Here is a 21,627-nt window from a genome sequence, read left to right on the forward strand (position 1 = left end):
TTTAAATACTAATTTTTCTTTCTTACAGGAACGAATTTTTCAGTATTTTGTTTTGCAATTTTATCAGCTTCTTTAGCTTTTTCTACTTTAGAAGTTGATTTTGAAGCTTGTTTTGCAAGCTTCATTTCAGCTTTTTCTTTTTCTGCTAAATCTTTTTCTGTTTGTCTTTCTTGTTTTTTAAGAAGAGATTTTTCTTCTTTTGTTAACTTAATTTCTTTTTCAGCAATTGAAATACGTTTTTTAGCATCATCCAGATCAATAATTCCATTTACAATTCAATCTGTTTTGTAATTTTTTTTATCAACTTTAGTTGTAATACCTTCAATTTCATAAGCTCTAACTTCTAAGATCTGATTTGTTTTAGGATCAATTATTTCTACAATAACATCGAATACGTCACGGTATTTATATTCAGCACCTTTTCTTGAATAAACTTTTTCAAATTCAATTCTTAAGTTTTTTTTATTTTCTGTTTTTAAGATATGGTGTTTAATTCTATCTCTAACTTCTTTATATCTTTTTGCTTTTTCTTTTTTAGAAGCTTTACGTCCTGTAATTGTTGTAACAATAACAAAAACAATAACTACAACTAATAAAATTATTAAAATTATTGACATCATGTCCATAAGCGTACCTCTTTCTTTTTTATTATAAATTAATTAATTAAAATTTTTAGTTTTTTTAGTTAACAATATCAATAACTCCACCACCAAGACATATTTCACCTAAGTAAAATACCGCTTCTTGACCAGGAGTTATTGCTTTTACATCACTATATTTAACTTTATAAGTAGTGTTATCAATTCTTTTCATGATCACATCAACATCTGGTTGGCGATATCTAAATTTGGCTGTACATTTAAATTCATTAATATCTTTAATATAATGACTTAAATTTAAAGTTCAATTGATTTCATTGACAATAGCACTAGATGATAATAAATAACTTTCATCACTTGCTGGACAAACATATATTATTTTTTTATCTATGTCTTTTCCTGAAACGTAATATGGTTCTTTCATACCACCTAAGTTCAAACCTTTTCTTTGACCAATTGTATAGTACATAGCACCGATATGTTTTCCAACTACTTGATTAGTTTTTACATCAACTATATCTCCTGGTTGATTAGAAATATAGTTTTGTAAAAATTTAGTGAATTCTCTTTCACCAATAAAACAAATTCCTGTCGAATCTTTTTTGTTGGCAGTGATCAAATTATTGTCTTCTGCTATTTTTCTAATTTGTGGTTTTTCTAATGCTTGTAATGGAAATAATGTTTTTGATAACATTTCTTGTGTTAATTGACACAAGAAATATGTTTGATCCTTATTTTGATCAACGGCTCTGATCATTTCATATTGTTGAGTTTTTTCATTAAATCTTACACCAGCATAATGTCCCATCGCAATATAATCAGCACCTAAGTTTTCTATGGCATGATCCATGAATTTATTAAATTTAATATATTTGTTACATAAAATATCCGGATTCGGTGTTCTTCCTTTTTGATATTCTTTAATAAAATATTCAAACACATAATCTCAATATTCTTTTATAAAATCTACTCTGTGTAATTTGATACCTAATTTATTAGAAACGGCTAATGCATCAAAATAATCTTGTTCTTGAGTACAAATTTCATCTTGAGATTCATTATTACCTAATATATCTCCATTAGCGGCCGAATCTCAATTACGCATAAATAATCCTTCAACTTCATATCCTTGTTGAATTAATAATAATGCTGCAACTGATGAATCAACTCCACCACTCATCCCTACTATTACTTTCTTTTTCATGTTCATCTTCCTTTTTAAAAATAAAAAAATTGCTTTTATGTAAAGCAATTTAATTTTAACATTTTAATAGTTTGTTTTCAATTAACACATAACCTATGTAGTTTTATAAAATTGTAAATTTAAGTAATAAAATTCAATAAAGACATGTTTATATTTGTGCTTATTTATTATCAAAACCTTTATTTTATTTTAAAATATTATTTTGTTTTTTTACTTTTTTGAATAATAAATACCATAAAGGTATGATCGGAATTGCAATTATAAATCCTAGAAATCCAACTGATAAAACACATAATAGAATTATATTTATTTTATATTCTTTTTTAGTAGTTTCTTTAACTTCTTTTTTAGCAAAAATAAATATAATCAATGAAATAATAGAAATTCATAAACTTGCAAAAAAGAAATGTCATACAAAAAATATCGATAATAAAAAATCTCCAAGGGTTTTAATATTTTCAATATCTACTCCTTCATCTTTTTCGATTAAAAATCATCATCCAAACGGAAAAGCTAGAAGTACAATTGAAATAATTCCATATCCTATTGTTATTCAAAAACTTCAATTTCTTATATTTTTATCTTTGTTTATATCCATAAAATTAGTATACCTTTTAAATATTATACTCTTTTTATGTGATGACCTTTTGTGAAGTTTTTGATGCTATCTGAATTAACTTAACTTTTAAAAAAAAGCGAAAGAAAATTCTTTCACTTAAAGTTTAATATTTAACTTTAGTTTTTTACAAATTTCAATTAACCGACTATGAAGGCGAGTGAAATAAAGTAGCCGACGAACAATAGTGATAATACTCACATTACTATTCCAACCTCTTTTATTTTACCTGTTACTGTTTTAATGAATGTATAACCAATAATTCCAAAAGCAATACCATTAGCAATATTATATGTAGTAACCATGAATAAGATTACTAAGAAAGCTGAAATTGCAATTTCTGGTTTTTTTCAATCAATAAGTTTTAATTCAGCAACCATCATCATTCCGATATAAATACATGCTGCAGATGTAACACATGCAGGAATAGCTTTAAATATCGGATATAGAGCAATAGCAACTACGAATAATAATCCATTTACAATTGCAGCAACTCCTGTTCTTGCTCCTTGTTCAATACCAGCAGCCGATTCAACATAAACTCCCATTGGAGATGTTCCTAAGGCCGCACCAACAACTGTTGCACCTGAATCAATAACTAATGCTTTATGTGAGATTTCATGATGTTGGTTTGTACGTTTATTTAATTGATGATTAAATGATGCTAAAGTACCTGTTGCATCAAAGAAATTCATAAACATGAATACAAAAATCGAAATATACATTACTGGTTTATTTCAAATTTCTACATTAGTAAATTGTTTTCATGTATTTTCAATATTTCCTGTGAAACCATCTAATTGATAGTCTCATCCTCAGTTTGGATCACGGAAATTAGTATTAGATAAAGCTCCACCTGCTTGTAATAAACTACTATCTTCGCTTACAGTGTTTGCCACAATTACAGCAACAATAAATCCGGCTAAAATACCAATAGCTGCAGACCCAGGAACTTTTTTAAAGTGTAAGAATAAAATTAAACCTAATGTTCCCATACCAATTAAAATTAACGGGTAATTTTCTTGTAATTTAGAAATTGCAGCAATCGGAACTCCTGAATCAGATTTCATTAATCATCCCATGTCAGTTAATCCAACAGTTGCAATAAAAAATCCAATTCCAATTCCAAAGGCAATTACTATTTGTTTTGGAATAGCCTTAATAACCATTCTTCTTAGTGGTGTAATAGAAACTATTACAAACAATATTGATGATAGCATAGTAGCGATTAACGCTCCTTCATATCCCAAACCACCAACATTAGCTAAGTTGAATACCATCATAGCATTCATACCCATACTTGTTGATACAGCAACAGGAATATTTGCAAATAATCCCATCACAATTGATGCGATTGCTGATGCAATTGCTGTTGCTAAGAATACACCGAATGAATCCATATTAGCAGCTGGATTTGTAGGATCAGTAACAGATTCTGCACTACTTAAAATTGCTGGGTTTACAGATAAAATGTAAATCAAAGCTAGGAATGTTGCTAAACCACCTAAAATTTCTTTTTTTCAAATTGCACCAAGTGTGTCAAATTTGAAGTATCTCTCCATGGCAGCGATAGCTTTGTTATTGCTGAATACAAAGTTCTTTGCATTTCTTTCAGCAGTCATTTGAGGCGTCTCGTTACCAAATTCTTCAAACAATAAATTTTCTTCAATAGAAGTATTTTGTTCTTTTTCCATTTATAACCTTTCTTATAAATTAATAAAAAAACAGAAAAGAGCTTACTCGTGCGACTGAAAACACAAGAGCAAGCTCTATTTATAACTCATAATAGTACATATGGTGCACTGTAGAGACTCCTGCCCATTATGCAGGATTATATAAGTTTTCCTATTTAATTTATATTTTCATTATATAGGAAAATTATTCTAAACTATTTTTAATTTTAAAATCTGTTTCTAATTCAATTTCTTCTAACAATTTTCTCTCTTTTTTAGAAATAGATGTTGGTACTGAAATGTTTATTTCAACAATTAAATCCCCACGTCTAGAAGATCTACTGTCTTTGTATAAACCTTTATTTGGTATTCTGATTTTTTCTCCCGAATTTATACCTTTAGGAACTTTCATTTTTACCAATCCTTCAAAAGTTTCGATTAAAATATCATTTCCTAAAATAGCATCTAAATAAGAAATATTATATTTCATTAACAAATCTGAAGATCCAGAAAGTGAGAATACTTTTGATTGAGCTAATTTAATATTTACATAAACATTACCTGGGTTACCACCAAGAGTTGATGCATGACCATAACCTTGTAAAACAAGTTGTTGATTTGGTCTTAATCCATGAGGAATTGGTACATCGATTGTTTTTGATTTGATGTGTGTTCCGCGTCCATTACATGTAATACATTTATTTAAAATTTCTTTACCTAAACCTCTACATTTAGAACATTGTTGTTGTGATTGAAAACTTAATGGACCCATTTGTTGAGTAACATTAACAAAACCATGTCCTCCACATTGTGAACAAGTTTTTACATCGTTAGGATTTTTCGCTCCAATTCCATCACAAGTATCACATTTAGATAATAAATTTAGCTTAATTTCACGATCAACACCATAAATAAGTTCTTTAAAACTTAATGTCATTTCAATAACAACATCTTCACCATTGATATTTCTTTGTCTACCACGATTTCCACCAAACATATCACCAAACATATCACCAAAGAATGAATTTCCTTGTTGTCCACCCATGTTTGAAAAGAAATCTTCAAAGCCACCAAATCCACCAGCTCCTTGACCAGAACCTTCCATTCCTGCATGACCAAATTGATCATATCTAGAGCGTTTGTCAGCATCCATTAAAATACTTGCAGCTTCATTTATTTCTTTAAATTTTGTTTCTGCATCAGCTGCTTTATTTACATCAGGGTGATACTTTTTTGCTAAGCTGCGGTATGCTTTTTTAATTTCTTGTTCTGTTGCAGTTTTAGAAACTCCTAAAACTTCATAATAGTCTCTCTTATTGCTCATATCGCCTTTCTAAATAAATAAAACTAACTTGCGTTAGTATTTATTTATTACTGATTATTTTCACCTTGATTTTGTTGATCTTTATTTTGTGCAAATTCAGCTGCTGCTTGCATTGCTTGTTCAAGTTCAGTCATTTTAGATTCCAATGCTTGGTAATCTTCTTTTTGAATTAACTCTTTAATTTCAGAAATCATTTTTTCTGATTGCTCTTTTTGCTCTGGTGTCATTGATTCACCAGCTTCTGCCATAGATGATTCTAAAATATTGATATAACTTTCTGCTTTGTTTTTTAATTCAATATTTTTACGTTTAATTTCGTCAGCTGCAGCATTTTCTTCTGCTTCTTTAATCATTTTTTCAATTTCTGCATCACTTAATGCCCCTGAATTAGAAATTGTAATTGATTTTTCTTCATTTGTTTGTTTATCTTTTGCAGAAACACTTACAATACCATTAACATCGATTTTAAATGTAACTTCGATTTGAGGTTGACCTTTTGGAGCTGGTTTAATACCTGTTAACTGGAATTGTCCTAAAGATTTATTATCTTTAGCCATGGGTCTTTCTCCTTGTAAAATATTGATATCTACAGCAGGTTGATTATCAACTGCAGTTGAAAAAACTTGAGATTTTTCAGTTGGAATTGTTGTATTTCTATCAATTAATTTAGTAAATATACCACCCATTGTTTCAATTCCTAATGATAGTGGAGTTACGTCTAGTAATAAAACATCTGTTACATCACCAGCCAATACTCCCCCTTGAATTGCAGCTCCCATAGCTACCACTTCATCTGGGTTAATTGTTCTATTAGGTTCTTTTGTTAAAATTGATTTTACCATTTCTTGAACTGCAGGAATTCTTGTTGATCCTCCAACTAATAAGATTTCATCAATGTCGCTTGCTGAAAGTTTAGCTGCTGCTAAAGCATCTTTAACTGGTTTTGAAGTTCTTTCGACTAAATCTTTTGTCATTTTATCAAATTCAGCACGTGTTAAAGTTGTTGCGAATGATACTGGACCACTTGCATTCATAGCGATGAATGGTAAATTAATTTCAACTTCAAGTTGAGATGATAAGTTAATTTTTGCTTTTTCAGCTTCATCTTTTAATCTTTGTAAAGCCATTTTATCATTTGCTAAATCCACACCTGATTCTGATTTAATTTTAGAAACCAATCAATCGATAACTTTTTTATCAAAGTCATCTCCACCAAGTTTATTATCTCCAGATGTTGATAGAACTTCATAAGTACCATCAGCTAATTCAAGAATAGAAACGTCAAAAGTTCCTCCACCTAAATCGTAAACTAAAACTTTTTGCTCTTTATCTTGTTTATCTAAACCATATGCTAAAGCTGCAGCTGTTGGTTCATTAATAATTCTTTCTACTTCTAAACCAGCAATTTTACCAGCATCTTTTGTAGCTTTTCTTTGTGCATCATTGAAGTAAGCAGGAACTGTAATTACAGCTTTTGTAATTTTTTCTCCTAATTTATCTTCTGCATATTTTTTCATATATCTTAAAATTTCTGCTGAAATTTGTTCTGGTGTATATTGTTTACCATTTAAATTTAATTTTTCGTTTGTTCCCATTTTTGATTTAACTGAAATTACTACGTTTGGGTTTGTAACAGCTTGTCTTTTAGCTGCTCCCCCAACAATAATATCTTCATTTTTAAATGCTACAACTGATGCTGTAGTTCTTTGTCCTTCTGGGTTTTCTAAGATGATTGGTACACCACCTTCAATAACTGAAACAACAGAGTTAGTTGTTCCTAAATCGATACCTATAATTTTTTCTTTTGCCATATTTTTGTTCTCCTTTTTTCTATTTTGCTACTTTTACAATTGCGTGTACTAATACTTGATCATAAAGTTTATAACCGTTTGAAATAACTTCTACGATTTGATTTTCTTTAAAATCAGTTCCTTCAATAGCTTCATTTGCATTATGAATATCTGCATTAAATTCATCTCCGACTTTAACTGATATTTCAGATATTCCATTTTCTTCTAATACATGTTCTAGTTGTTTAATGATCATTTCAAATCCCATTAAATAGTTTTTAACTTCTGGACTTTCATTGGGCATTGCAACAACTTTTTTTAATAAATCGAGTGGAGTGATAATTCCTTCTGCCAAGCCTTTTGCTCCATATTGTTTTAAACTTCTTCTCTCATCATTATAACGACGAGTCAAGTTTTGAACTTCTGCAATTTTCATTAATTTAGCTTCTTCTAATGATTCAGATAGTTCGGTAGCTGTTTTTTCTAATTCTTTAATATAATCAGCCACTTTTTTATTTGTATCTTTATCTTCGATATTTTTATCTAAGATTTTTTTGATTTCTTTATTCATCTTTTTCTCCCTCTCTATTAATTATTTCTATTAAGATATTAACCAATTGATTCGCTTGTAAATAATCCACTCTTTTGGGACCAACAAGTGTTAAACTAGTAACTTTACCATCAGTTGTTTTAAATTCTGTTCCAACAATCGCTATATCATCAATATCTTTTGAAATTTCATTTCCAATTTTGGTATTGATCATATTTAAATTTTTTTGGTTTGAATATGAAGCTTCATATCAATCAAATGGAGAAACAGATTGTAATAAATGAATAATATTTTTAATTTTATTTGTATCATTAAATTCAGGGTTTTCTAACATATATTGCATTCCTACAATATCTTTTTTAGAATCATTTCCTTGCAAAATAGTTTCAATAAAACTCTCTAATACAAATTCATATTTTATTACTTTATTTTTTAATTCTGGTTTAATTTTGTTTGTAACATTTTTAATTTCTTGAATATTAGTATTAATCAAGTTATCTGAAAATAATTTGATTGAAATACCCAGATCATTTAATGAAACATTGCTTAAATTAAATACTTTTTGATGAACTGTTGCATTTGATAAAACAAATATAACTGAAGCCATAGAATCTGAAATTGGTACTAAATCAATTTTTACTAATTTAATATCAGTTGTGTTGTCTTTTCGTGCAACAATTGCTGTCATATTTGTCATTTCAGAAATGATTTCACTTGCTTTTTCAATAATATTATCAACAGTATAACCACGATTTAATAATAAATTTTTTAAGTATTTTTTAAGTTCTTTTTCCTCGTGAAGTTCCATCAAATTATCTACATAAAATCGATAACCAATTGTTGATGGTATTCTCCCAGATGAGGTATGTTGTTTTTCTAAAAAACCCTTCTCCTCCAATACAACTGATTCATTACGGATAGTGGCTGATGAGGCCTTAATATCAAGTAATTCCATAATTTTTTTAGAACCAACAGGTTGTTTTGAATTGATATATTCTTGAACAATCGCTTTCAAGATTTTGGCTTGTCTTTCTGTTAACACAAATTTCACCTCGCTTGAATTAATATCTTATAGTTTGAATCATGTGATTCTTTATTATTATAACCCCAGTTTTAGCAAAGTCAATAGGTGAGTGCTAAAATAAAAAAAAGCCCTTAGGCTTAAATGAAAGGAATGATTGATTTCCCTTTTTTCTTTCTCACTATCATATAAGGAATTATAATAAAAAATAATACAATTGCTAAAAATCCAAAGAATAAAATTATGCATGTTCTGCTTGCTCTTTTTCTTAAATCTTTTGCTTCTTCAATTTCAATTGGTTCATAACCATAATAAGTATTAATATTACCTTTTCTGTATCTAACCAAAATCAAACTTCCCACATGCATTATTAAAGTAATTATTTCAATAGCAATCATGATGATTATTTCAGTATTTAGTTTTCCAAACAAAACATTAGTATCATTGATGTTTAATGTATTTATTGCATATGTGATCCCGATTGATGCTCCACCAAAAATATAAATGAAGAATGCTGTCCAATTTGTATAAATTGGTCTTGTAATTAATGATTTATAGTTTCTTCTAATGAAATAAGGAATTGTTTCAACTCCCATGATTAAATCAGATTTATATTTTTTAACATCTTTAACAATATGGGAAAAATCAATCATCGCTAACGCCAAAATTACAATTCCAAATCCCATTAAGAAAAACATTCCGATTGGTGATGGTACATATTTAGGATCGATATTTAAAAAGTTTTTACCATCTTTTGCAGTATAAGAAAGAATTACAAAAAATAAAGAAACTGACAAACAAATAAAGGCAACTAAAGATATTCCAAAAATTCTAAATTTTTCTAATTTAATTTCTTTAGCAATTTCACGAGGAATTTTAACACTGTCTAACTCTTTTTTATCAAAATTAGGTTTTGCTAATCTTTGATTTTTAGCAAAACCAACTTGAGCAGAATTCAATTCAGTTTGATCATGAGTTGGATTTAATTCATAGTTATTTTCCATTGCGCTTTTCCTTTCTTTGATCTAATGTAGCTTGTTTTTTAACAGTTACCAACATTTCAATTTCTTTATCAATTTCTGATTTTGCTTGTTCAATTTCAGTCATTTTGAATAATTCTAAATCTTCTTCTGCATTTATCTTTTTAAAAACATTTTTTCTAAAAATAATATTTAATAAATAACTTAATAAAGCTAATCCACCTAATGCAATAAAGAAATAAAATATTATCGCAAAAGGAATTTGCTTTGAAAATATTTCAATTCCACTTGCGGGATCTCAAAATCAAGATAACATCATTTTAAACACCTACTTTTATTAATTATATTTTAACATTTTTATAAAAAAAGAATCTTTTAAAGATTCTTTTATCTTTTAAATGGTTTTGGAGCAGTTGCAATATTTCTTTTATGCTCACTTATTTTATGTAATTGATCAATTCTTTCTTTTAATTTAGGATCATTATCTTTTCCAATTAAATAATTGTCAATTCTTTCATAAGAAAAACCAATTTCTTTTTCATCTGTCTGATCTTCTCATAAACCGGCTGTTGGTGCTCTATTTATGATTGAAACAGGCACTCCCATAAGTTTAGCTGCTTGTCTTACTTCACCTTTTAGTAAATGAATGATTGGGACCAAATCGACTCCACCATCGCCAAATTTTGTAAAATAACCAATATGTCATTCATCTAAATTATCTGTACCTAAAACTAAATAACCCATTGTTTGAGCAATTGTATATAATGAAGTCATTCTCAATCTAGCTTTAGTATTAGCTAAAGCTAGATTTGATGGTTCAATTTGATTAAATTGTTTTTTAATTGTTTCAAAAGTATCAACCAAATCTATTGTCATTGTGTTCAATTGATTAGTTTCAACTAATTCCATAGCACAATCAAAATCTTCTTTACTAGAATTGATTGGCATTCAAACAGTCATATAGTTCTCTGGAAAAGCTTTTTTAGCTAAATTAGCAACTACAGCTGAATCAATTCCACCACTAATACCTACAATTACACCTTTAGCATTCGCATTATTAACAGATTCTTGAATAAACTCTACTAAATAGTCTAAATATTTTTCTAATTTCATATTAATCCATTCATTCTAATTCATAGTCAAATACTTTAACAGTATCCCCTTTTTGAATTCCTTTTGCTCTTAACATTTCATAAACACCAAGTTTTTTCATTTTCTCATTAAATAGCAATAAGTTATCATTAGTGTAAATCGGTAGTTTGTGGTAAAGTTTGAAAACTGTATCTCCAGATACTTCTCACAAACCATTTCCTTTGTTGAAGATTTGGATATCTTCTTTTGGTTCTTCTAAAGTATATAATTTTACATCTAAATCGATTTCTCCATCCATTTCTCATAGTGGAACATATTTAGCTGTTTCTAATTCTTTTGCAATTCTTAGCAACAATTCTTGAGTATTGTCTTTATGTAATCCAGAAACTTGAATCACCTTTTTATCTTTAAAGTAATTAATAATTCTTTCATCCATCATATTCAATTGAGCTTCATCAAGATCCATTTTATTGATTACAATAATTTCTGGTCTATCATCTAGTTTTAAATTATATTCTTTTAGTTCTTTTCTAATTAATTCGTAGTTTTTAATAACGTCTTCTTGACCATAATTACCACTCATGTCAATAACATGACAAATAACTCGACATCTTTCGATATGTCTTAAAAATTGATGACCAAGACCTTTACCAAGTGATGCTCCTTCAATTAAACCAGGTAAATCAGCAACAACAAAAGTTGATCCATCAGGTGCTTTAGCAACACCTAGTTGAGGATTCAAAGTTGTAAATGCATAATCTGCAACTTCTGGTTTTGAATTTGAAATAGCTCTTAACAAAGTTGATTTACCAGCATTAGGTAATCCAACAAAACCAACATCTGCTAAAACTTTTAATTCAGCTTTAACTTCGAATTGTTGACCTAATTCACCAGCTTCAAAAATAGTTGGAGCTTTGTTTCTTGAATTAGCAAATCTGGCATTACCTTTACCACCTTTACCACCTTTTGCAACAACCACTCTTTTCTTATCTTCATCCAGGTCTGCAAGTATGTCTCCGGTTTTTATATCAATAATTAATGTTCCTACTGGAACTCTAACAACTTTTTCTTGACCAGCAGCTCCATGCATATCTTTGATATCACCTTTATAGCCATCTTCTCCTGCATATATTTTTTGCAATTTTAAATCTAATAATGAGTGCTTTCCTCCGTCAGCTTCAAAGATAACATCTCCACCGTTACCTCCGTCACCACCATTTGGTCCACCATTAGGAACGAAAAGGGCGTGGTGGAAACTAACTGCTCCATCTCCACCTTTACCGGCTCTAATTGTAAATTTAGCTGTATCGATAAATTTCATTTCTATCCCTCCTCTTTGTTATTTAATTTTACTTTGTTTTTGGTGTTATTACTATCTATTTTAACAAATGGTTTTTTTGTAAATAGATATTCATTAATTGATCAACCAACCGCTATAAATACTAAAATTAAACCAAATGTGATTGCTAGAGTAGGACTCTCTATAAATGAATTGATAAAAGTATAACCACAAACTGCAGTTAAACCAATAATTGAATAAATTGCACTGATTCAGAATAACCAACTATTAATTCGTTTAACCTCGACTTTTTTAGTTTTTCTATTTATAGACGCACAAATAATTAAAACTAAATAAAGTAAAAAGTCCATCATCGCAATTACGTTACTCATTTGATCAAATAAGTAAGTTGGATTTTCTTCATTTGTTAATACTGATGCTGTAACTAAAGGAACATATAAAATTATCCCTGCTCCCATTTGTAATAAACCTGCTTTAGCTTGACTAACTTTTTTATTATTAAAAAACATAATCCCTTCATTGATATCTGTTTCAATAAAATTAGGACCTAATAAGGTAAATGCGTTAAGACCTAGGAAAGAAACAAATACTAGCATTATATTAGATGTTAAGTGTGCAGCATTTCTAGTTGCTTCACTCATTGTTTCGATATCTTTAAATCCCGAAAACATGTACTCAAAAAAACCAACAACTGATCCATCTTTTGAACCAAAAAATAAAGCGATTGAAATTATGATATAGAAAATAGCTGTAAAAACAACTCCAATAATAACAGCAACCATTACCACTTTTTTATTTTTTGTTTCTGCTTGCATATTTGCTGCATAAACAAAAGTTGTAAAAGCGAAAAATATTGGTGAGAATCCCGCAAATATTTTAGCACCACTAATACTTGATCAGTCGGTATTTCAATTTACTTCACCAGTTTCTCCATTTCCAAGTGGTATGTATCCTTCACCATTGAAAATAACTCCTCATGTTTTATCAGGAATAAATAAAGCAATTAATACTAAAAATAATGGGATGAATTTAATAAAAGTACCAACAATTTGAATCATTTTACCAGCTCTTCTAGTTAATGAGTTAATCATTGAGTTAAATGTAATTAAAAATACACCAGAAATTAAAAATATTAATAGTTCTTGATATTGTTCTAAATCAGCACCACCTGCTTGCATTACATATTTACCAACCAATAAGGCAAAAAAACCATAATTAACTGGTAAATAGATAAATACGTAGAATACAGACGCGATTGATCCTATACGTCTTGTTGTAAAGTTTCTTAACCAATACGTTACTGTTCCGTTCCCTTTTGAAGCGGTTGAACTAGCGATTTCAATAAAAACAATAATCGATGAAACAACAATAGTACCCATTACCACTCAAAGAATGATTGCTAAAAATGGATTTTCAGTAATTCCCAAAACATTTCCAGGATTATTATCATTTTTTACAAAAATACCAACTCCAACCAATCCACCAATAACTGTGGTAAATATCGTTAAGAATTCAAATAATTTAAGATTCTTCTTCATGTTATTCTCCTATGCTATTGAAGCATTCATCGCACAAAAAAGTAGGTCTTTCTTGATCTGCATTTTTATCATCAAAAATTTGTCAATCTTCTAAAGGTTTTTGAATATATTTTTCAACTTCTTCATCTGAAAGTTGATTAGATAATTCTTTTAATAAATTACCAATAGGTTTAGGATGATTTTTTAAAACAAAAAAGATATCACTAGAACCACATAATGAACAACCAATGCCAAAAGCTTGAACCATTAAGTCATTATAATCGTTTCAAACAACATAGTCTTTTTCATCAATTTCTATTTGTTTCATTAAATCGCTCCACTTTCTCTTATTCTTTTAATTATATTTTCAATCTGTGCATCATCTATTAAAAATCATTTATTAAGTTCATCATCTGAAATATCAACCCCAGATGCATCATAAACAATTTTTGTTAATGCTGCTGCAAAATTATTTATATTATCAATTTCAAATTCTGGATAAGTTATTAAGAAATAAGTAAATAACACTTCATTACACATTTCAAAAAATGAAGGATTGTCTTGCCCAAGAGTATTACTTAATAAATTTTTAACTTCTTGCATAGTATTTTCGATTTTTTCCATATCAATATTAATTGGATTAATTAAAAATTCTTTATGTTTAATAACTTTAAATTCTTTATCTAATTCTTGAGCATTCAAATTCATCAACATAAAAGTTTTACTTTCAGGTGAATTATTTTCATCAATTAAAAATTTTTCAACATCTAAAATTATATTTCTTATATTTATTGTTGATAAATTTTGAATTGCAATCATTTGCTCAATTGGATCTTTAAAATTTTTTAACATAGCTTGAATTTCTTCAATTGAAAAAGCTTTGGCACCACTATTTTTATAAGTATCGACTTGAATATCTAATATTTCTCTTTTTAATTTTAGAAGTTCTAATTCACTATCTGCAGGAACATAAGGTATTTTTAGTTCCAAATCTATTATTTCCATTGCTTGTTGATAATCTTTAGTTTCAATTAAGTTCTTAATCTCTAAAATAATTTCATCATAATAGTTCATTTTTACTCCTTTTATATAAAAAAATCATGCTTAGCATGATTGTCATTTTTAAGTGGTGCCCACGAGAAGGCTCGAACTTCCGACCTCACGCTTAGAAGGCGCGTGCTCTATCCAACTGAGCTACATGGGCAAATATAAATTACATAGTAAATTATAATATTTTTTATATGTAATTCATAGTATTTTTAATATTTTTTTTAATTTTTAAATGAAGATAATTTAGAAATTAAATACAGTGAATCTATCACTTTTTCTTTTTGCTTAAGTGTCTTGTATTGTGTTAACAATTTATTGACTTTATTTTCGATTAGTTTTAAATCAGAACGATCATAAACATGTTTTGATTTTTTATATGGACCAAATGCTACTAAATAATATTTGACCATATTTTCTCATGAATAACCGAACATTTTAGCTGACTTGGGTTCAATTGTTAAAATTAAAGAAATTATTCTTAACATAATATTTATTTCAGATTTATCATTAGCTAATTCAACGAATTTATTAGCAGGTGTTTCTAATCTTTCTAAATCCTTGGAATCTAATTTGATAAAGTTAAAACGAACATTTTTATAATTTAAAACATACTTCTTATCTTCATCTTCAACATAAAATTTAAGTGTGTTAACGATTCCGATTTTCTTATTTTCAATTAAATAATTACCTAAAATACCATTACCTCTTTTTAATTTATGAACTAATTCTAAATACGAAGTAGAGTATTTAGATAATCTAACAAAGGTTTTTAGTTTATCTTCAGTAATGGTGATTTTGTTTGAATTTTTCATAGATTTTATATGGTTTAATGTTTTTTCAACATCAAAATCACGACAATTATATGTCATTAAAAAATCAGAAATTCCTTCTTCTGTTTCAAATTCATTAACTGTGTTATCTAAATTTAAATCATATACTTTTAACATTAAAATGGGTAAATAATTATGGATCAGTTCAAAAATTTCTTCACCATCTCTCAAGACAGAAATTTTTTTCATATTATCTTTTAAAAATAGTGCTGTATATTTAGATAATTGAAATACTAATCGATAACGCGTATTTAAATCTGTTTCATTTCATTTTTCATAACTAAAATTCAAAATTAATGAGTGAAAGTCTTCTTCGCAATTTAAGGTATCGATGTCAGATTTAATATATTCAATTTCTTCTTTCGATAATGATCTACCACTTTTTAGTGCTTTAGAAATATTTTCAATGCTATATATTTTAGTTATTTTTTCCATCATTTTAGATGGCTCTGTTACATCAATCATTAGCATAGTCACTAAAACAGGATATGCAATTCCATGATAAATTCTATTTGAATCATTTTCATTAATATAATTTACATCAAATTCATGTTTGAAAGCTAAATTCATTAACAATGTATATGGCGCAGAATTTTTTTTAAGAAAATTATAGACATTTTTAAAATCATTTTCTGCAATATATGGAATCACAATTTTATCAATTGCTTCAAAAATAAATTGTTTATCATCTTGAGTCATATCTAAAAATTTTGATTTAACTTCTTTACTTTGATATGCAAATTGAAATAATAATGAATAATTTTTAGAAATATATTCTGTGATTTCTAAAATTTTAGCAGGCGCGATTGAACTTAATGAAATTCCTTTTGATAATTGATATTGAAAAATACCATAATAAGAAACATGAAAAATTTCATTTATCTTTGTTTTTAAATCAGAAGAAATTTTTTTAAAAATTGGATTTTGTGTTGTTTTGCTATATTCGTTATAGTTTGTTCAAAAAACCGATTCATGTCTATTTAACATATTTCCTCCTAAAGTTTAGTAATAAATTTTTTCATGTCTTCTAACGCACGATTAGAATAAGCCTCTTTTTTAGCGTTTTTACCGTTTTTCTTATCAATTCCTGATATTTCCGAAACAATTCCTCAATTAGCTTTCATTGGTTGAAAATTGGTTGCAGAAGCATTATTTATATAGTGAATTAAAGATCCCAACACCGTTGAAGGTGGAGGCGAAATCATTTCTTTATTTTTAATTTTTTTATCTATATTTATTGCTGCTAAAATACCAGAAGCTGTTGACTCAACATAACCTTCAACTCCAGTTATTTGTCCTGCAAAGAAAATGTTTTCGTTTTTTTCTAACTGCATAAACTCATTCAATACTCTAGGTGAATTGATAAAATTATTTTTATGCATTACACCATATCTAACAAACTCAGCATTTTCTAGACCTGGAATTAAAGAAAAAACTCTCTTTTGTTCAGGTCATTTTAGGTTGGTTTGAAAACCAACAATATTATATAAAGAATCAATAGCATCATCTTGACGTAATTGTACAACAGCATAATTATTTGTTCCATCTAAGTTTCTTAAACCTTGTGGTTTCATTGGACCAAATAATAGTGTTTTTTCACCACGTTTAGCCATACCTTCAACAGGCATACATCCTTCAAAATATTTTAACGTTTGATCATCTTCTAAGTGAGCAATCGATGTTTCAGCATTAATTAACTCATTATAAAATAAATCATATTGCTCTTTATTCATCGGACAATTTATATAGTCTTCTGTTTCGCCTTTTTCATAACGATTTTTTCTAAAAGCAATCTCCATATTAATAGATTCTTTTTTAATAATTGGTGCCACAGCATCAAAAAAGTAAAAATCATCACTTCCTAAAAGTGAATTGATTTTATTTTGCAATGATTCTGTTGTTAATGGTCCTGACGCAATTAAAGTAATAGCGTCTTTTTCAATTTCATCAATTTCTTGATCGAAAATATTGATTAATTCATTTTCTTCTAAAACTTTAGTAATATAATTTGAAAATATTTCTCTATCAACAGCTAATGATCCACCTGCTGGAACTCTTGCAAATTCAGCAGCTTTAATAATTAAAGAATCTAACATACGCATTTCTTCTTTTAATGTACCAACAGCATTCAATAAATCATCACTTCTTAAAGAATTAGAGCAAACCAATTCTCCAAAATTATTAGTAACTTGAACTGGATTTCTTTTAAGTCTTTTAACTTCATAAATATTTACTTCATGTCCTCTTTTAGAAAGTTGATATGCAGCTTCGCTTCCAGCAAGACCAGCACCGATGATGTTAATTTTCATATTCACTCCTATTTCATTAATCCAGCTTCATATAGTTTTTTGAAATGTCCTGGTGTAGATTTAAGTTCTTCGAAACTTCCTCTTTGAACAATTCCTCCACCGTTTCCACCTAAAACAATAATTTCATCAACATTTTTAATTGTTGAAAGACGGTGTGCAATAGTGATTGATGTTTTCCCTCTAATAAGTTCATCTAATTGAGCTTGAATTTCTTTTTCAACAATATTGTCAAGAGCTGATGTAGCTTCATCAAGAATAATTAAATCAGGATTTTTTAAAAATACTCTAGCAATAACTAAACGTTGTTTTTGACCACCTGATAGTAAGAAACCACGTTGACCTAATATAGTTTGGTAACCTTCTGGTAAAGTTAAAATGAAATCATGTAATTTGGCTTTTTTACATGCCTCAATCACTTCTTCATCAGTTGCATCAAATTTAACATATTTAATATTTTCTATAAAATCTCCGAAGAAAATTTGTGGTTCTTGTTCAACATAACCAACATTAGATAAATAATTTGGTAAATCTAAATCAATCAAATCAAATTTATCATTAATTATTACTTGTCCTTTTATTGGATCATAGAATCTTAATAGTAATCTTGCAATAGTTGATTTACCAGATCCTGTTTCACCAACGAAAGCATATGATTTACCTTTTTCAAATGTAATATTTAAATTCGGAAGAATAACTTTGTCAATTTTTTTAGGATATGCAAATGAAATATCGCGGAATTCAACACTGTCAATTCCTTCAATAGTTTTAGGATTTTCACTTTTAACAATAAAAGGTACAGGCTCAGTTAATTGGGCAATTCTGTTTGACGCATTTGAAGCCATTGTAGCAGCTCTTAAAGTCGGAACTAATATAATGATTGCAACCACAGCTTGAGCTACAATTAAAAGAATTAATGGTAGGTCTTGATAAACTGCAGGTTTATTGTTTGCATACATAATTGCAGAAATAATAATTACTAAAGTTGAAAAGAATGATGTCGTGATATTAATTCATAAGTTTAATGTAGAGTTTCATTTAATAGTTCTATCTATTGAATGTGCATATTTATCATTTTTTTCAAATAAACGATTAATTTCATATTCTTCTAAACCAGATGCTTTAATTAAAGAAATATTATTAATTCTATCTGTCATATCAGCATCAATTTCACGCTTCATATCATAAGCTAAAATTAATGTTCTTCTGAAAAATACAAAAATAATCATAGCAATTAAAATTACTACAACTAGATATGCCAATAAAATTCCACCAATTAAAAATTGATGATTAGCAAACATCACAACTATTGATGATACAACAGCTGATCCACACCAAATTATATTTAATAAGAATTGTTGAATTCCCATTGATAAACCTTGTGTATCTGCAACAAGTCTTGTGAAAATATTACCCGAAACATTATCAAAGAAGAAATCCACATCTTGGTTAACTAATGAAATTAATATTTTATTTCTTTGCATTACTTCGATTTTTGCAGAAAACATTCCTGTTGTGAAGTTTGTAAATCACTCTAAAACAAATATTGCAAATAACATTCCTACTAATGTATATAATCATGTTTCTCATGTCATTTGTAAACCAAATAAATATGTCATAATTTCTGGTTCTGTAATTGTCTTAACCATTTGATTAGAAACTAGTGGTAATAATACAATTACAATCGCATCAAGTATTGTCACAATAATTAATGTTGCAAATAATAAAATATTATCCTTAGCTGTTTCAATAATGATTTTCATGAAATGACCCATTTTCTTTAATGAAAATGCATATTCAGAATCAAAACCTTTTTTAAAAACACTAGGTTGTTCATATTTTGTTTTATTTTTTTTCATAATAAGAACCTCCTATATTATTCTTTATTACTTTTACCTGCATCATATAATTTTTTGAAATGACCAGGTGTTTCTTTAAGTTCATCAAATGTTCCGGTTTGAACAATTCCTTTTCCAGGACCAAGAACTATGATTTGATCAACATTTTTAATTGTTGATAATCTATGAGCGATTGAGATAGTTGTTCTACCTTTCATCAATTCATCTAATTTAATTTGAATTTCTTTTTCCACTAAATTATCTAAAGCAGACGTTGCTTCATCAAGAATTAAAATTTGTGGATCTTTTAAGAACATTCTAGCGATTACTAAACGTTGTTTTTGACCACCAGATAACATAAATCCACGTTCTCCAAGAATTGTTTTATAACCTTCTGGTCAAGTCATGATCAAGTCATGTAATTCAGCTTTTTTACATGCTTCAACAACATCTCAATCAGATGCATCAAATCTTCCATAACGAACGTTATCAAAAATATCACCTAATAAGATTGATGGTTCTTGTTCAACATAACCAACATGGTTTAAATAACTTGATAAGTAAACGTCTTTTAAATTAATTGTGTCATTAATTAAAACTTGACCTTCAGTAGGATCGTAGAATCTTAATAACAATTTTGAAATAGTAGATTTACCAGCACCAGTTTCACCAACAAAGGCATATGATTTACCTTCTTCTAAAGTGAAATCAAAGTTTGGTAATATTACTTTTCCTGGTTTTTCAGGATAAGCAAAATTTATATTTTTGAAGTGAATATCACCTGTAATTTTGTGAATGTGAATACCTTCTTTTGTTTCGAAGTGATTATCAATAACTTTTTTCTCATCTAAAATTTCTTGAATTCTTTGAGAAGCAGTAGCTGCTTGCATTAAACCCATAATCATTCTCATAAATGCCATAATTGGTCCTATCATCATTCCAACAGATGTAATGATTGAAGGAAGGATTGCTACTAATAAAGCAGCGTCATCATAAATTGAAACTGCCACAACAACCATCACAGCTTGAATAGAGTTAACTCCTAAGAATAGAATTGCCAACATTGTAGCTTGTGAAAGGTTCATTTTTTTGTATTGATCATAATAACCTTTATGTAGATCAACAAATCTAGCTGATTCATATTTTTCAGTTCCTGTAGCTTTAATTAATTTAACAGTGTTAATTCTATCAATTACATCTCCATTGATTCTTGTAATTCTAGCTCTTAAAACATACAATAATTTTTTAATAGGTAAATAAGCTAAACCAAATAAAATTAGTAAAATTACAAACATTAAAATTGCAATTCCTGTCAATTTATAATCAATTGTTGCTAAAACAATAATTGATGCGATTAAAGTTAATGTTGCTTGTAGGAAAGAAATCGGAATAATTCCTGTTTGCTCTCCAATAATTTTAGTATCAGAAACAACTTTAGTTAAAATATCTCCGATTTTTTTATCTGAGTAATATGACATATCTAACTCAATAAGTTTTTTAACAATATCATTTCTCAAATCTACTTCGATTTTTTTACCAAGTTGCCCTGCCAATCATTGTGATGTATAAGTAGATATACCCATAATAACTAGCAATCCAATTTGAATACCAACATTTCCTTGTCAGCTAACACCTCATCATTTATCTTGTAAATTTGAGCTAGCTAATCCTCAGTTTCCATCTATATCTTTAATAGATAACATTAACTGTTCTGTTATTTTTGGAACTAAAGCAGTAGAAATTGCTAAAGTAACAACACTTAAAATAACAGAAATTGTTCATCATTTATTTTTTAACATATAGTGAGCTACTAATTTAAAAAATGAACTTTTCCCTGCTTTTGAAAGTTGTTTTTCAATTTCATGGTCTGCTTTTGGTTTTGTATTTTCTTTTGTCATATTTCCTCCTTATCCGTTCATTATATTTTATCATATTAA

19 protein-coding genes, 1 tRNA gene and 1 riboswitch are annotated in these 21,627 nt (G+C 28.1%); all 20 genes read right to left on the reverse strand.

Annotated features, from left to right (window positions below):
• Positions 1–8: 8 nt before the first annotated feature.
• Complete coding sequence (locus tag T347_RS0102390) at positions 9–626, reverse strand: hypothetical protein (protein ID WP_031542937.1); 618 nt, start codon at positions 624–626, stop codon at positions 9–11.
• A gap of 55 nt (positions 627–681) precedes the next feature.
• Positions 682–1,833 (reverse strand): tRNA 2-thiouridine(34) synthase MnmA, encoded by a 1,152-nt coding sequence (gene mnmA / locus T347_RS0102395; protein WP_342665915.1) that lies wholly within the window; start codon positions 1,831–1,833, stop codon positions 682–684.
• A 154-nt stretch (positions 1,834–1,987) separates the two neighbouring features.
• Positions 1,988–2,401 carry a hypothetical protein gene (locus T347_RS0102400; RefSeq protein WP_031542942.1) on the reverse strand — a complete coding sequence of 138 codons (414 nt, stop codon included), beginning with the start codon at positions 2,399–2,401 and terminating at the stop codon, positions 1,988–1,990.
• Between the two features lie 158 nt (positions 2,402–2,559).
• The gene (locus tag T347_RS0102405) at positions 2,560–4,113 is read right to left on the reverse strand and encodes an NCS2 family permease (protein WP_051636036.1); all 1,554 of its coding nucleotides are present in this window, start codon (positions 4,111–4,113) and stop codon (positions 2,560–2,562) included.
• A gap of 69 nt (positions 4,114–4,182) precedes the next feature.
• Positions 4,183–4,278: riboswitch (purine riboswitch) on the reverse strand.
• Between the two features lie 19 nt (positions 4,279–4,297).
• Positions 4,298–5,416: a molecular chaperone DnaJ gene (dnaJ, locus tag T347_RS0102410; protein ID WP_031542946.1), complete on the reverse strand. Its 1,119-nt coding sequence runs from the start codon at positions 5,414–5,416 to the stop codon at positions 4,298–4,300.
• Positions 5,417–5,463: 47 nt separating this feature from the next.
• Positions 5,464–7,227, reverse strand: coding sequence for a molecular chaperone DnaK (gene dnaK, locus T347_RS0102415; protein WP_031542947.1), 1,764 nt, complete (start codon positions 7,225–7,227; stop codon positions 5,464–5,466).
• 19 nt (positions 7,228–7,246) lie between these two features.
• Positions 7,247–7,777, reverse strand: coding sequence for a nucleotide exchange factor GrpE (locus T347_RS0102420; RefSeq protein WP_031542948.1), 531 nt, complete (start codon positions 7,775–7,777; stop codon positions 7,247–7,249).
• Entirely contained in the window at positions 7,770–8,798 is a 1,029-nt protein-coding gene (gene hrcA, locus T347_RS0102425) for a heat-inducible transcriptional repressor HrcA (protein ID WP_031542949.1), read from the reverse strand. The genes T347_RS0102420 and hrcA overlap by 8 nt, the downstream gene beginning before the upstream one ends.
• 119 nt (positions 8,799–8,917) lie before the next feature.
• Positions 8,918–9,781, reverse strand: a complete 864-nt coding sequence (locus tag T347_RS0102430; protein WP_051636037.1) for an MSC_0882 family membrane protein — start codon at positions 9,779–9,781, stop codon at positions 8,918–8,920.
• Entirely contained in the window at positions 9,771–10,073 is a 303-nt protein-coding gene (locus T347_RS0102435; protein ID WP_169734482.1) for a TIGR04561 family membrane protein, read from the reverse strand. The genes T347_RS0102430 and T347_RS0102435 overlap by 11 nt, the downstream gene beginning before the upstream one ends.
• A 71-nt stretch (positions 10,074–10,144) precedes the next feature.
• The gene (nadE, locus tag T347_RS0102440; protein ID WP_031542952.1) at positions 10,145–10,870 is read right to left on the reverse strand and encodes an NAD(+) synthase; all 726 of its coding nucleotides are present in this window, start codon (positions 10,868–10,870) and stop codon (positions 10,145–10,147) included.
• Position 10,871: 1 nt separating this feature from the next.
• Positions 10,872–12,170 carry a GTPase ObgE gene (gene obgE, locus T347_RS0102445; protein ID WP_031542953.1) on the reverse strand — a complete coding sequence of 433 codons (1,299 nt, stop codon included), beginning with the start codon at positions 12,168–12,170 and terminating at the stop codon, positions 10,872–10,874.
• A gap of 2 nt (positions 12,171–12,172) precedes the next feature.
• Positions 12,173–13,687, reverse strand: a complete 1,515-nt coding sequence (locus tag T347_RS0102450; RefSeq protein ID WP_031542954.1) for an APC family permease — start codon at positions 13,685–13,687, stop codon at positions 12,173–12,175.
• 1 nt (position 13,688) lies between these two features.
• Positions 13,689–13,994 carry a hypothetical protein gene (locus tag T347_RS0102455; protein WP_031542955.1) on the reverse strand — a complete coding sequence of 102 codons (306 nt, stop codon included), beginning with the start codon at positions 13,992–13,994 and terminating at the stop codon, positions 13,689–13,691.
• On the reverse strand, positions 13,994–14,740 hold the full coding sequence (locus T347_RS0102460; protein WP_031542956.1) for a DUF3196 family protein: 747 nt from the start codon (positions 14,738–14,740) through the stop codon (positions 13,994–13,996). The genes T347_RS0102455 and T347_RS0102460 overlap by 1 nt, the downstream gene beginning before the upstream one ends.
• A 53-nt stretch (positions 14,741–14,793) precedes the next feature.
• Positions 14,794–14,870, reverse strand: a tRNA-Arg gene (locus tag T347_RS0102465).
• Positions 14,871–14,937: 67 nt separating this feature from the next.
• Complete coding sequence (locus T347_RS0102470) at positions 14,938–16,533, reverse strand: hypothetical protein (protein ID WP_031542957.1); 1,596 nt, start codon at positions 16,531–16,533, stop codon at positions 14,938–14,940.
• An 8-nt stretch (positions 16,534–16,541) separates the two neighbouring features.
• The gene (gene trmFO, locus T347_RS0102475) at positions 16,542–17,855 is read right to left on the reverse strand and encodes a methylenetetrahydrofolate--tRNA-(uracil(54)-C(5))-methyltransferase (FADH(2)-oxidizing) TrmFO (RefSeq protein ID WP_031542958.1); all 1,314 of its coding nucleotides are present in this window, start codon (positions 17,853–17,855) and stop codon (positions 16,542–16,544) included.
• A gap of 8 nt (positions 17,856–17,863) precedes the next feature.
• Positions 17,864–19,711 carry an ABC transporter ATP-binding protein gene (locus T347_RS0102480; protein WP_031542959.1) on the reverse strand — a complete coding sequence of 616 codons (1,848 nt, stop codon included), beginning with the start codon at positions 19,709–19,711 and terminating at the stop codon, positions 17,864–17,866.
• A 17-nt stretch (positions 19,712–19,728) separates the two neighbouring features.
• Positions 19,729–21,588: an ABC transporter ATP-binding protein gene (locus T347_RS0102485; RefSeq protein WP_031542960.1), complete on the reverse strand. Its 1,860-nt coding sequence runs from the start codon at positions 21,586–21,588 to the stop codon at positions 19,729–19,731.
• Between the last annotated feature and the right edge of the window lie 39 nt (positions 21,589–21,627).

It is taken from the genome of Mesoplasma photuris ATCC 49581 (assembly GCF_000702725.1).
Lineage (GTDB): Bacteria > Bacillota_I > Bacilli_A > Mycoplasmatales > Mycoplasmataceae > Tullyiplasma > Tullyiplasma photuris.